Annotated in this window: 11 protein-coding genes; 3 read left to right on the forward strand and 8 right to left on the reverse strand. The window is 57.3% G+C overall.

The features are described from left to right. Nucleotides 1-334: 334 nt before the first annotated feature. Entirely contained in the window at nt 335-2,971 is a 2,637-nt protein-coding gene (gene ppc / locus AUC60_RS25560; protein ID WP_087274095.1) for a phosphoenolpyruvate carboxylase, read from the reverse strand. Nucleotides 2,972-3,206: 235 nt separating this feature from the next. On the opposite strand from ppc, the gene AUC60_RS25565 reads away from it, so the two are divergent. The 3 genes from AUC60_RS25565 (at nt 3,207) to lptF (ending at nt 5,076) form a co-directional block, all read left to right on the forward strand. Beyond that, a complete protein-coding gene (locus AUC60_RS25565) occupies nt 3,207-3,545 on the forward strand; it encodes a pilin assembly protein (protein WP_087274097.1) in 339 nt (112 codons plus the stop codon). Between the two features lie 259 nt (nt 3,546-3,804). Then, complete coding sequence (locus AUC60_RS25570; RefSeq protein ID WP_087274099.1) at nt 3,805-4,233, forward strand: DUF4398 domain-containing protein; 429 nt, start codon at nt 3,805-3,807, stop codon at nt 4,231-4,233. Nucleotides 4,234-4,293: 60 nt separating this feature from the next. After that, on the forward strand, nt 4,294-5,076 hold the full coding sequence (lptF, locus tag AUC60_RS25575) for a lipotoxin F family OmpA-related lipoprotein LptF (protein WP_087274101.1): 783 nt from the start codon (nt 4,294-4,296) through the stop codon (nt 5,074-5,076). 175 nt (nt 5,077-5,251) lie between these two features. Here the strand turns inward: lptF and AUC60_RS25580 are convergent, their stop codons facing one another. The 7 genes from AUC60_RS25580 to prfB all read right to left on the reverse strand — a co-directional run bounded on the left by AUC60_RS25580 (nt 5,252) and on the right by prfB (nt 12,253). Continuing rightward, nucleotides 5,252-5,581: a PA3694 family proteiin gene (locus AUC60_RS25580; RefSeq protein WP_087274102.1), complete on the reverse strand. Its 330-nt coding sequence runs from the start codon at nt 5,579-5,581 to the stop codon at nt 5,252-5,254. Next, nucleotides 5,574-6,431: an alpha/beta hydrolase gene (locus AUC60_RS25585; RefSeq protein ID WP_087274118.1), complete on the reverse strand. Its 858-nt coding sequence runs from the start codon at nt 6,429-6,431 to the stop codon at nt 5,574-5,576. The genes AUC60_RS25580 and AUC60_RS25585 overlap by 8 nt, the downstream gene beginning before the upstream one ends. Nucleotides 6,432-6,640: 209 nt before the next feature. Next, nucleotides 6,641-7,918, reverse strand: a complete 1,278-nt coding sequence (locus AUC60_RS25590; protein ID WP_087274105.1) for a flavohemoglobin expression-modulating QEGLA motif protein — start codon at nt 7,916-7,918, stop codon at nt 6,641-6,643. 60 nt (nt 7,919-7,978) lie between these two features. Further along, the gene (locus AUC60_RS25595) at nt 7,979-8,524 is read right to left on the reverse strand and encodes a hypothetical protein (RefSeq protein ID WP_087274107.1); all 546 of its coding nucleotides are present in this window, start codon (nt 8,522-8,524) and stop codon (nt 7,979-7,981) included. A gap of 24 nt (nt 8,525-8,548) precedes the next feature. Continuing rightward, nucleotides 8,549-9,280 carry a TetR/AcrR family transcriptional regulator gene (locus AUC60_RS25600; protein WP_087274109.1) on the reverse strand — a complete coding sequence of 244 codons (732 nt, stop codon included), beginning with the start codon at nt 9,278-9,280 and terminating at the stop codon, nt 8,549-8,551. 300 nt (nt 9,281-9,580) lie between these two features. Next, nucleotides 9,581-11,083: a lysine--tRNA ligase gene (gene lysS, locus AUC60_RS25605; RefSeq protein ID WP_087274111.1), complete on the reverse strand. Its 1,503-nt coding sequence runs from the start codon at nt 11,081-11,083 to the stop codon at nt 9,581-9,583. Between the two features lie 74 nt (nt 11,084-11,157). Beyond that, nucleotides 11,158-12,253 (reverse strand): peptide chain release factor 2 gene (gene prfB / locus AUC60_RS25610; protein WP_144443302.1). Its coding sequence is split into 2 segments (ribosomal slippage): nt 11,158-12,180 and nt 12,182-12,253, totalling 1,095 coding nucleotides; the frame shifts between segments, so codons are not numbered across the junction. Nucleotides 12,254-12,536: the final 283 nt, after the last annotated feature.

The following is a 12,536-nucleotide window of genomic DNA, read 5'->3' on the forward strand; positions in this document are numbered from 1 at the left end:
TTTTATATGTAAACGTCGGATTCGCCACGCACAGACTATGTGAAACGCAGTATCGCCCACGTACACCGAAGGTGCCCGGTGCGTAGTAGTTTTCACATGGTCTTTACAGGACCAATCTCAAATAAGGTTCAAGCCGAAGAATGGCCAAAGGCTGATCAAGATACACAGCCGACACAAGTGGCACAAGCCGCCAAAAGTCGCAGTATCCGCCACCCGGTCAGAGGTAGCAGAGTGCGAGATTGGTTCAGTGGGCTTGAGGCAGTCAAAAGCACGCAAGTCATTGATGCTAATGGCGCACTGGCAATTGGCAGTGCGCCATTAGCGGACGCGCCGATTAACCGGTGTTGCGCAATCCGGCGGCAATACCCGCTACAGACACCAGTAGCGCCTGTTCCAGAGGACTGTCCAGACTTGCCTCGCGGTTGCGAGAACGGGCAAGTAACTCTGCCTGGAGCAGATGCAGCGGGTCCAGATAGGTATTGCGCAAGCTGATGAATTCAAGCGTTGCAGGACTGTGAGCCAGCAGTTGCGATTGCCCTGTCAGCCCCAGCACTACGGCACAAGCCTGCGACAATAGGTCGCGTAAATGCGTACCTAAATGTTGCAGTCGTGGCTCCACCAGACGTTGATCGTATAACTGGGCGATATCGTGATCTGCCTTGGCCAGAACCATTTCCAGCATGTCGATCCGCGTGCGAAAAAACGGCCATTGTTCACGCATCTGCCCCAGCAGTTCACCTTCGCCGCGCTCCAGTGCCTTGTTGAGTGCCGCTTCCCAACCGAGCCAGGCGGGCAACATCAGCCGCGTCTGGGTCCACGCAAAAATCCACGGGATGGCCCGCAAGCTTTCAACGCCCCCTTCTCTGCGCTTGGCCGGACGACTACCTAACGGCAAACGACCCAGCTCCTGCTCCGGAGTAGCCTGACGGAAATACTCGACGAACTCCGGATGCTCGCGCACCACCGCACGGTAGGCACTGACGCCATCTGCCGCGAGGTTGTCCATCATTTCTCGCCATGCGGGTTGCGGCGGGGGTGGCGGTTGCAAGGTGGCTTCCAGCACAGCGGCCAGATATAGATTGAGGTTCTGCTCGGCGATGTCCGGCAGGCCGAATTTGAAGCGGATCATTTCGCCCTGCTCGGTGGTGCGGAAGCGGCCTGCGACCGAACCCGGCGGCTGCGACAGAATCGCCGCGTGAGCCGGGCCTCCGCCACGTCCAACGGTGCCGCCACGACCATGAAACAGCAGCAATTCAACTTGCTGGGCGCGGCAGATATCCACCAGTTTTTCCTGCGCCCGATACTGCGCCCAGGCCGAGGCGGTGGTGCCCGCATCCTTGGCGGAATCGGAATAGCCAATCATGACCTCTTGCGGGCCGTGCAGGCGCGAACGATAGCCTGGCAGGCTCAACAATTGCTCGATTGCAGGCCCTGCGTTATCAAGATCCGCGAGGGTTTCGAACAGCGGCACGACGCGCATCGGTCGTTGCAGACCGGCTTCTTTGAGTAACAGCTGCACCGCCAGTACATCCGAAGCCGCACCGGCCATTGAGATCACATAGGAACCCAGTGAAGCGGCAGGCGCAGAAGCTACCTCGCGGCAAGTCGCCAGCACTTCAGCAGTATCCGCTGCAGGTTTGAAATGCGCGGGCAGCAACGGACGTCGGCTATTCAATTCCCGCAACAGGAAATCAACCCGCGCCTGTTCGTCCCAATCCTCGTAACGGCCAAGCCCGAGGTAGTCAGTGATTTCGGTCATCGCCGATTCATGTCGGGTGGAGTCCTGACGTACATCCAGACGCACCAAAAACAAACCGAACGTCACTGCACGACGTAGACAGTCGAGCAGCGGCCCGTCAGCGATGACGCCCATGCCGCAATCGTGCAACGACTGGAAGCACAGCATCAAAGGCTCAAGCAGTTCACGGTTGTCGTGCAGCACGTTATCCGGCGCCGGTTGCGTCACGGCCAATGACGCCTGAGCCCAGTTACGGGTCGCCCGCAGACGCTCGCGCAACTGCTTCAGAACGGCACGATAAGGTTCGGCGCTCTCGCCTGCGCGGGCACGTAATGCATCGTTGGCTTGTTGCATCGACAGCTCGGCTGCCAACTGATCAACGTCACGCACATACAAATCCGCCGCCATCCAGCGCGCCAGCAAAAGAACTTCACGAGTCACCGCGGCGGTTACGTTGGGGTTGCCGTCGCGGTCCCCGCCCATCCACGAAGCAAAGCGAATCGGAGCTGCCTCTAGCGGCAAATGAAACCCGGTGGCCGCGTGCAAGGCATGATCAGCCTTGCGCAAATAGTTGGGCACGGCATGCCATAACGAATGCTCAATCACTGCAAAGCCCCACTTGGCCTCGTCCACTGGGGTAGGCCGTGTACGGCGAATTTCTTCGGTATGCCAGGCTTCGGCGATCAGACGCTGCAGACGCTCTGTGATCTGCTCGCGCTCGGCGCTGCTCAAGTCGCGATGATCAAGAGCTGCGAGTTGGGCCGCGATGGCGTCGTACTTCTGAATCAATGTGCGGCGCGCGACTTCAGTAGGGTGCGCGGTCAGGACCAATTCGATTTCCAGCTTGCCCAGTTGCCGCGCCAAGGCTTCGGGAGCCTGTCCCCCGGCCTTGAGACGGTCGAGTAATTCAGGCAATACGCGAGACTCGAACGGCTGAGGCTGTGAATCGTCGCGACGCCGGATCAGTTGGTATTGCTCGGCGATGTTCGCCAGATTGAGGAACTGATTGAACGCCCTGGCGACCGGCAACAACTCGTCTTCGGCAAGCCCGTCGACGCTGGAGGTCAGTTGTTCGGCACCCTCTGCCGAGCCACGCCGGCCCGCCTTGGCGCCCTTGCGAATACGTTCGATTTTGTCGAGAAACTCACCACCCCGCTGCTCGCGAATTGTGTTCCCCAATAGCTCACCCAACAGGTGCACATCTTCGCGTAAACGCGCATCGATATCAGCCATCGTCCTTTACCCCCACTGTTTTTTTGTACGGGTGCCGCCCGCCAGTGCACGTCGCAACTGAACAAGCGTGCAGAAATCTGATCTACCCCTTGTGTACCAACAGTGCACCAAAATCATCGAGCACGCCAAATCCCTGTGAGAGAACCGGTTTGGAATATCCCGACTAATCTCATTCCTGAGCCATGGCTCAGTACTCAAGCAGACCTGCCGCAGGTGGGTAAATGAAGAGGCCCTTATGAAAATCCGTGAACTTGCCAACCATTGGGAAGAGAACGCCAAAGGACGGCTGACAAAGACCCGATATGCGATTCATCTGGACATGGAGTCCGCTGCACGCCTTAGCGCACTGACCGAAATGTATCCCAAGCATCATCCCGAGGAATTGCTCGGTGAGTTGATTGGCGCGGCACTGGAGGAGCTTGAAGCCAGCTTCCCTTACGTCAAGGGTCAACATGTGGTCACCACTGACGAAGAAGGCGATCCGGTTTACGAAGACGTTGGTCCCACCCCGCGCTTCCTGGCCCTTTCACGTCGCTATTTGCATGACCTGTCGGAAAAACAAGACGCTGAATAACAACGGTTTCCAGACTCGTGCCTATCCTGAAACGACCTGGCACTTACCCGCCAGGATCGTTTTTTCACACCATTTGTTCCCTGCTTCGACTAATTAATTGACGTCAAAAAAAACCTGAACTATTCAAAAAGCGCATGTGTCCGAGCCATTAGCCATTACAGAAAAGCCTACGGATAGCTAACGGCGCAGCCCTACGCTACCTCGCACGCTTCAGGCCAACGACTGTCATGGAACACTCAAGATTTTCAGGAGTTAAATAATGGAGTCGAACACGATGAATACGCTTACTGCCAAAACCAAGTCCACAGGTCTGCGCGGCCTGAAACTGACCGCACTGGCACTGGGTGCCAGCTTCGTACTCGCCGGTTGCGCTGGTAATCCGCCGACCGAGCAGTACGCCGTGAGCCAATCGGCCGTCAACAGCGCCGTCAGCGCGGGCGGCACCGAGTACTCCGCCGTAGAAATGAAATCGGCGCAAGACAAGCTCAAACAAGCTGAGCTCGCCATGCAAGAGCAGAAGTACGACGAAGCACGCCGTCTGGCTGAACAAGCTGAATGGGATGCCCGCGTAGCGGAGCGTAAGTCCCAGGCTGCCAAGGCTGAAAGAGCCGTGCAGGATGCCCGTCAAGGCGTCAACGAACTACGTGAAGAAGGTCTGCGTCAGGTGCAACCGGCACCGGCCCAGTAACCAGCGTTGTAACCAACGTTTTTCATGCATTTCGAATTCGATTTAAAGGACGAAACTATTATGCGCAAACAAGTGATGATCCCTGCCCTGCTGGCCATGAGCGTTGCCCTGGCCGCTTGCTCGACGCCGCCAAACCAGAATCTGGAACAGGCTCGCACCAATTTCTCGGCTCTGCAGACCAATCCGCAGGCTACCAAAGTCGCCGCTCTTGAAACCAAAGACGCCAGCGACTGGCTGGACAAGGCAGACGCTGCCTATCGCAACAGCGAAGATGAGAAGAAAGTTGACCAACTGGCTTATCTGACTAACCAGCGCGTTGAAGTCGCCAAGCAGACCATCAGCCTGCGTACCGCTGAAGAGGAGCTGAAAAACGCTTCTGCCCAGCGCGCCCAAGCCCGTCTGGATGCTCGTGACGCTCAGATCAAGGCACTGCAAAGCAGCCTGAACGCCAAGCAAACCGAACGCGGCACCCTGGTGACTTTCGGCGACGTGTTGTTCGACCTGAACAAGGCAGAGCTGAAGTCCAGCGGCCTGGTTAACGTTAACCAGTTGGCTACCTACCTGCGTGATAACCCGGATCGCAAAGTGATCGTTGAAGGTTATACCGACAGCTCGGGTTCCGATTCGTACAACCTGTCCCTGTCCGAGCGTCGCGCTAACTCCGTGCGAATGGCACTGGTGAAAATGGGCGTTGATCCAGCCCGTGTAGTTTCCCAGGGTTATGGCAAGGAATACCCGGTTGCTGATAACACCAGCGCTTCGGGCCGTGCCCAGAACCGCCGCGTGGAAGTCACCGTTTCCAACGACAACCAGCCGGTAGCGCCGCGTTCGTCGATCAAGTAAAACGCTGACGCTGCAAACCAAAAGCCCGGCTTGTGAAAACAGGCCGGGCTTTTTTATCGCTTACGTAACCCTGTAGGAGTGAGCTTGCTCGCGATAGCGTCGTGTCAGTCAACCTGTCTATCGACTGATACGACGCTATCGCGAGCAAGCTCACTCCTACAAGTACGGCGACGATTTAAGGCTGCAACTGCTGCGGCGTCTCCTGCCCTGTGCAGCGCACCGCCTGCTTCTTGCTGTTGATCAAAACTCCTGACAGCCCTTTCTGCGACGTATCGAACAACACCAGCACACCATCGATGCACTGCGCGACTTCTGCGGCGGGTGTGGCGGCGATTTTGTAGTCTTCGCCCGGCACGGTCTTGAGCATGGTGAACTCGTTGAGCAACAGCGCATCTTCCGGCTTGGCAAAGTGCAGATAGCCGTAATACCAAAGAGTCCCGACCGTGACGAAGATGGTGCAGATACCGGTGATGACCAGCGGGATAGCGTTGCGCTCTTCACTCATGGTGGTTCTCGGAAGTCTCTTTTTCGGGAGGTGTTGGGTAGTTAGGCACTTCAGCGAGACGACGCAGCCCGTTGAAATGTTCTGGGTCCTCAAGATAGCGGATCATCACCTGGCGCCATGTCGGGTCAGCAAACGTCTGCACATGGCCGCCACGGGTCAGTTGCAGCACCCGTGGCAGTGGCGCGGCCTGATAGAGGCTGATGCCGTTGTCGAGTGGGACAAGGGTGTCGTCCATACTCTGGAATATCAGCATCGGCGTGCCCTTTAACTTCGGCAGGCCATTGATGGCGCTTTCCGCGTCGGGGATCAGCCATGAAAGGGGCGTTTTAAACGGCCAGGTCAGCCACGACGTGCTCAGCGTGTAACGAGCTACTTTACGGTAGCTGGCGGGTGCGCCATCGAGGATCAACGCTTTGAGCCGCGAGCGCTGCTGCGGATGCTCAGACAGGTAATGCACACCCAACGCACCGCCGATGCTCTGCCCCAGCACTACCAGAGGTTTGCCCTGCACTTCAGGGGCTTTGTCGAGCCAGTCGAATGCCGCATCTACGTCCTGATAAATCGCAGGCAGGCTTGGCTCCCCCTGGGACAAGCCATAACCGCGATAGTCCAGGATCAAGACCTGATAACCCTGCTCCGGCAACCACCAGCTCCCTCCCAGATGCCAGGCCAGATTGCCGCCGTTGCCATGCAGGTGCAGCACCGTGCCTTTGACTTCAACGCCTTCTTTGGCAGGCAACCACCAGGCATGCAATTGTGTACCGTCGGCAGCAGTCAGGGTGACGTCGCGGTATTGCAGGTGGGCTTTTTCCGGGGTAAACGGCAGACCGGGTTCCGGGTAGAACAGCATGGAGCTGCAGCCGTTAAGGGATAAGAGCAGCGCGAGGGTGATGAGGAACTTCAAACGGGATTCCTTTTGTTTTCTTTGATGCGGCTCTGACCGACAAAACAATTTGAATGCAAATGCGCTTCCTGTAGGAGCTGCCGAAGGCTGCGATCGGATTCCAATGACACACCGCCTTCGCAGCCTTCGGCAGCTCCTACAAGGGATCAGCGTTTCTACAAAATATTCGAATAATCCGCTTCGATCCGGTCCAGGCTCAGGTGGTTCAAGAAGTTCGAGAAGCACATCCACGCCGACAGGGCATTCATGTCGCGGAACTGCTCGGGCAGGTACTTGGGCGGTACGACCAGACCTTCATCAACCAATTGGCGCAGGGTCCGCATGTCTTCAAGGGTGGTTTTACCGCAAAACAGCAGCGGCACTTGTTCCAGCTTGCCCTTGCGTACGGCGAGCTGAATATAGTTGTAAACCATGATGAAACCTTTGAGGTAAGACAAGTCTTTGGTGAATGGCAGGCCATTGGGCACCGAACCGCGGAACACCCGGCTGGCGTTGCCATAGCTTTCAGACATGCCAAAGCCTTGCTCACGGTAGAACTCGAACACCTGAAGGAAATCAGCGCCCTCCTCGGCCATGTGAATGGCGCGAGTGCGGTTGGTCAGCTTGCGCAGACGACTCGGGTAGGAGGCGAAGGCGATGACTTCCATGAGGATCGCCAGGCCTTCCTGCGTGACCGTCGAAGACGGCGGCCCTTTCGACAGGAACGTACAGATCGGCTGATTCTGGCCATTCAGCGTGGTGCCCACATGCACCAGGCCTTCATGCACTTCCAGAGCACGGACATCGCGCTCGTTGAACATCGCGTCGGAGCGGATCTTGATGTAGTCGGCACCTGCTGCAGCGTCTGCAACGATACCGTCGGACTCGAATACGCGAATAGTGCTTTCAGCCTCACCAAACACTTTATTCAGACGGCTTTGCAGCAGCGACACCGCATCTTTGGCCGTGAGAAGTTTCGGCTCATCCTTGAGGTCGCCGCGCCCGGCAATATTGTTGAGGTAGTCGGAGAGCATCAACCCCAGATCGGCAAGGGTCGGATCACCGGCATGAAACGCATCGGACGCTGCGCCGTACAACTCCTGGGAGATAAGACCGAAGTCCGCCGTGCCCCGCGCCTCCAGCATGCGGACGACCATGCGGTATTCCTTGCACATGCGGCGCATGATCTGGCCAACCGGGTTGAACTGGCCCAACTGACGGGTGATGTCGCGCTCGATGTTCTGAAATTCGAGCTTCAACTCAGAGGAGTCAAACCCCAAAGGTCGATTTTCGTAGTAGGCGCGATCCACTGCCGGTAGCGCCTTGCCTTTGGCCGCGAGAAAATCCTTGCGCACTGTATCGTCCCACTTCACCGCATCCAGAACCCGAATCGGCGTCTGCGCTGCGACGATACGATCCGACAACGTTCGAATAGTCTGCTGGTACTCGTCCACCCCGTGCTCCTTGGTTAATTGGGCCTTGGTTGGTTGGGCCTTGGTGCTTGGGCGTGCGCCCTACTTCGACAGTCGCTGATAACGCGCGACCTCGAGGAAAACATCGGAATTGGCCGGGTCATTCAGGTAACCGAAAACCTGATCCAGAGGGCTGGTGATCAACAGGCCCTCACCTTTCACGGTTGTGATTTTTTCACCCGCCAGAGCCTTTTGCTCTACCCATTGCTTGAAGCGGTCCATGTCCAGGTTGTAGACCACCAGTTCGCCGCTTTCCGCCAGCTCGAAGCCTGCCATCACGAAATGGCCGCCGTATTTTTCCGGCAACCCGGCACACAGATACCAACGAGTGCCATGCCGGGACACGGTAAAGGCATATTCATCGCGGTTTTTGCGATCCCCCTTACGATAGCTGACAGCCTTGTATTCGTTGCTACCTGCACGGCTCACTTCCAGCTCGAGCGGCTCGCTCCACGCGTTCTTGCTGGTCCAGGTCCCCAGTAACTGCGCAGGCGCGGCCTCGCGCGCCGGGATCGGATCTTTGAAGGTCACCAGACAGCCACTCAATAGCAGGAACGTCAAGGCGACGAACAGACGCCAGGCTTTCATTGGCTACTCCCGAAAGAGGGGGTTTCACTCGTCGACCGATTTTGTCGTACCCAATACCAGATGCATCTGGCGAGTGAGAATACCGAGGTTTTCTTTGTCCGCGTCGGGCTGCGGGCCATGTAGCAGACCCTGATACTCCATCCGACACATTACCCCCGTCAACACTTGAGCGTCCTGAAGCGGTTGAACCGAGCCCATGACCTGCAAAAGGCGGCAGGCTCCCTGGAGGAGAATATCCTGATGGGCGTCCACCAGCCGAGCCAGCCTCGGGTTGATCAGAGCCTCGCAATGGAAGGCATGTTCGGCAATCAGATAATCGCGGCGGGTCGCCAGTTGGTGACGAATGTACTCCATGGACATGAAGGCGATTTCATCGGCCAGACGCGCACGTCCCGCCGTTGTACCGTCGGTGCGGCCGACCATTTCACGCAAGGTAACTTCGGTGCTCTCCCAGAGCTTGGCCATATAAGCGGCGCTGCGCTCGACATACTGGGAAAAGGCATCGGTAAGCAGGTCGTCGATGTCCTTGAAGTAGTACGTGGTGGCAGACAGCGGTACGCCCGCTTCGGCAGCCACGGCGCGATGCCGTACCGCACGCACACCGTCACGGACCACGATGCGCATGGCGGCGTCGAGAATGTCCTGTCTGCGCTGTTCGCTGCCCTGGCGACTCGCCTTGCGCCCTTGATACTCGACACTTTTCACCACGGCGCTGGCTGCACCAGCGGCTCCATTTTGAGCAATCGAACGGGTCACGGCAGAAGTTTCCTTTTACTTAACAACCAATTTTTTGTAGGAGCTGCCGAGGGCTGCGAAGCGTTCATTCTGACATACCGAGATCGCAGCCTTCGGCAGATCCTACAAGTCCAGTGTTTACGGCGCGATAGCGCTGCGTCAGTAACAAAGGGCGATCTCCTACAGAAGATCTCAATTACAAGTGGCCAATGCCATTTACGCTGCAAATTTAAATCTATGCGCCTGAACTGAAGCTTTCACAACCTGAAACGTCACGCAAAAAAAAGCCGCCCATCACAGGCGGCTCTTTTTTCACGTCACTTACGCTTGTGGGCGCATGTGCGGGAAGAGAATCACGTCGCGGATCGACGGTGCATTGGTCAGCAGCATCACCAGGCGGTCGATGCCGATACCTTCACCGGCAGTCGGTGGCATGCCGTATTCCAGCGCACGGACGAAGTCAGCGTCGTAATGCATGGCTTCATCATCGCCCGCGTCCTTGTCAGCAACCTGGGCCTGGAAGCGCTCAGCCTGATCTTCCGCGTCATTCAACTCAGAGTAAGCGTTGGCGATTTCACGGCCGCCGATGAACAGCTCGAAACGGTCAGTGACGTTCGGGTTTTCATCATTGCGGCGCGCCAGCGGCGACACTTCGAACGGGTACTGGGTGATGAAGTGTGGCTGCTCAAGCTTGTGCTCGACCAGCTCTTCGAAAATCATTACCTGCAGTTTGCCCAGACCTTCAAAGCCCAGCACCTTGGCGCCGGCTTTCTTGGCAATGGCGCGAGCCTTGTCGATGTCTTGCAGGTCAGCAGCGGTCAGATCCGGGTTGTACTTGAGGATCGAATCGAACACCGACAGACGCACGAATGGTTCGCCGAAGTGGAAGACCTTGTCGCCGTATGGCACGTCGGTGGTACCCAGAACCAGTTGAGCCAGTTCGCGGAACAGCTCCTCGGTCAGGTCCATGTTGTCTTCGTAGTCCGCGTATGCCTGATAGAACTCAAGCATGGTGAACTCAGGGTTGTGACGGGTCGAGACGCCTTCGTTACGGAAGTTGCGGTTGATCTCGAACACTTTCTCAAAGCCGCCAACCACCAGACGCTTCAGGTAAAGCTCAGGTGCGATACGCAGGAACATTTCCATGTCCAGCGCATTGTGGTGAGTTTCGAACGGCTTGGCTGCCGCGCCACCCGGAATGGTTTGCAACATCGGCGTTTCGACTTCAAGGAAGTCACGCTTCATCAGGAAGCTGCGGATGTGAGCGATGACCTGCGAACGCACGCGGAAGGTCTCGCGCACGTCTTCGTTGACGATCAGGTCAACGTAGCGCTGACGATAGCGCTGCTCGGTGTCGGTCAGGCCGTGGTGCTTGTCCGGCAGCGGGCGCAGGGATTTGGTCAGCAGACGCACGTGGGTCATTTCGACGTAGAGATCGCCCTTGCCCGAACGCGCCAGGGTGCCTTCGGCAGCGATGATATCGCCCAGGTCCCAGGTTTTGACCGCAGCGAGGGTTTCTTCCGACAGGGTCTTGCGGTTGACGTAGACCTGGATGCGACCGGTCATGTCCTGAATCACCATGAACGAGCCACGGTTGAGCATGAGGCGACCGGCAACCTTGACCGGGATCGCAGCTTCAGCCAGCTCTTCCTTGGTCTTGTCCACGTACTGCTTCTGCAGGTCATTGCAGTAGCTGTCGCGGCGGAAGTCGTTGGGGAAGGCCTGACCCTTGGCGCGCTCGGCAGCAAGCTTTTCCTTGCGCAGGGCGATCAGGGTGTTTTCTTCCTGTTGCAGGGCTTGCGGGTCGAGTTGTTGGTCGCTCATGTCTTTAAATATTCCATCACAGGTTCGTTGCCCCCGCGTTTGCACGGGGGTCTTGAAGATCGAGGCTGACGGCCTTACAGCCCTTGTTTCAGGCTCGCGATCAGGTATTCGTCGATGTCGCCGTCCAGCACCTTGTCGCAGTCGCTGCGCTCGATGCTGGTCCGCAGATCCTTGATCCGCGAGGCGTCCAGCACGTAGGAACGGATCTGGTGACCCCAGCCGATATCGGACTTGGTGTCTTCCAGCGCCTGGGAAGCGGCATTGCGTTTTTGCACTTCCTGCTCATACAAACGCGCCCGCAACATTTTCATCGCGGTGTCTTTGTTCGCGTGCTGGGAACGTTCGTTCTGGCAGCTCACCACGGTGTTGGTCGGTACGTGAGTAATCCGCACGGCCGAGTCAGTGGTATTTACGTGCTGACCACCGGCACCGGACGAGCGATAGGTATCGATACGCAGGTCCGACGGATTGATGTCGATTTCGATGTTGTCATCGATTTCCGGAGAAACGAAGACCGCCGAGAACGAGGTGTGACGACGGTTGCCGGAGTCGAACGGGCTCTTGCGCACCAGACGGTGAACGCCGATTTCGGTACGCAACCAGCCAAAGGCGTATTCGCCCTTGATGTGCACGGTAGCGCCTTTGATACCGGCAACTTCACCGGCGGACAGCTCCATGATCGTGGCGTCAAAACCGCGTTTGTCAGCCCAGCGCAGGTACATGCGCAGCAGGATGTTGGCCCAGTCCTGAGCCTCGGTGCCGCCGGAACCGGCCTGGATATCGAGGTAGGCGTTGTTCGGGTCCATTTCACCGCTGAACATGCGCCGGAATTCGAGCTTCTCCAGCGATGCACGCAGGCGCTCGACCTCGGCAGCCACGTCATCGACGGCGGCCTGATCTTCTTCTTCGGCGGACATCAGCAGCAGGTCTTTGGCATCAGCCAGACCGGAGGACATCTCATCCAGGGTTTCCACGATCTGGGCCAGCAGGGAGCGCTCGCGGCCTAGTTCCTGGGCATAGCTGGGGTTGTTCCAGACATTTGGATCTTCGAGCTCGCGGTTAACTTCGGTCAGACGATCATGTTTGTGATCGTAGTCAAAGATACCCCCGAATGGTTTCGGAGCGCTCGGACAGGTCCTTGATGCTGTTTAGGATCGGGTTGATTTCCATGGTGGGCAGCACTCGCAGGCGAAATTTTCAAAGCCGACGAGTATACCCGAGAGAACCGGATGAAGGCAGCCCGTTGGGCAGTGGTTTGGCGTGAAAGCCACTGATGGGGAGTGATATCTGCAAACTCTGCGGTGATCTTATCGCGGCATAGGTCTACACATCTTTCATGCATCGATCGTGTACATATCCGTTATAGCGGTGATGGCTGATATTCGTTGCGCTTTTACAGCGCCTCACTTTTGAAAGGAGCCGGAAGCCGGCCCAGCCAAAAGTAAGCAAAAGG

The organism is Pseudomonas caspiana (assembly GCF_002158995.1).
Classification (GTDB): domain Bacteria; phylum Pseudomonadota; class Gammaproteobacteria; order Pseudomonadales; family Pseudomonadaceae; genus Aquipseudomonas; species Aquipseudomonas caspiana.

What these genes read in the sequence shown, in the direction of transcription:
- ppc (WP_087274095.1), bottom strand. Translation starts at nt 2,971, where the DNA reads ATGGCTGATATCGATGCGCGTTTACGCGAAGATGTGCACCTGTTGGGT.
- AUC60_RS25570 (WP_087274099.1), top strand. Translation starts at nt 3,805, where the DNA reads ATGGAGTCGAACACGATGAATACGCTTACTGCCAAAACCAAGTCCACA.
- lptF (WP_087274101.1), top strand. Translation starts at nt 4,294, where the DNA reads ATGCGCAAACAAGTGATGATCCCTGCCCTGCTGGCCATGAGCGTTGCC.
- AUC60_RS25595 (WP_087274107.1), bottom strand. Translation starts at nt 8,524, where the DNA reads ATGAAAGCCTGGCGTCTGTTCGTCGCCTTGACGTTCCTGCTATTGAGT.
- AUC60_RS25565 (WP_087274097.1), top strand. Translation starts at nt 3,207, where the DNA reads ATGAAAATCCGTGAACTTGCCAACCATTGGGAAGAGAACGCCAAAGGA.
- AUC60_RS25580 (WP_087274102.1), bottom strand. Translation starts at nt 5,581, where the DNA reads ATGAGTGAAGAGCGCAACGCTATCCCGCTGGTCATCACCGGTATCTGC.
- AUC60_RS25585 (WP_087274118.1), bottom strand. Translation starts at nt 6,431, where the DNA reads ATGCTGTTCTACCCGGAACCCGGTCTGCCGTTTACCCCGGAAAAAGCC.
- lysS (WP_087274111.1), bottom strand. Translation starts at nt 11,083, where the DNA reads ATGAGCGACCAACAACTCGACCCGCAAGCCCTGCAACAGGAAGAAAAC.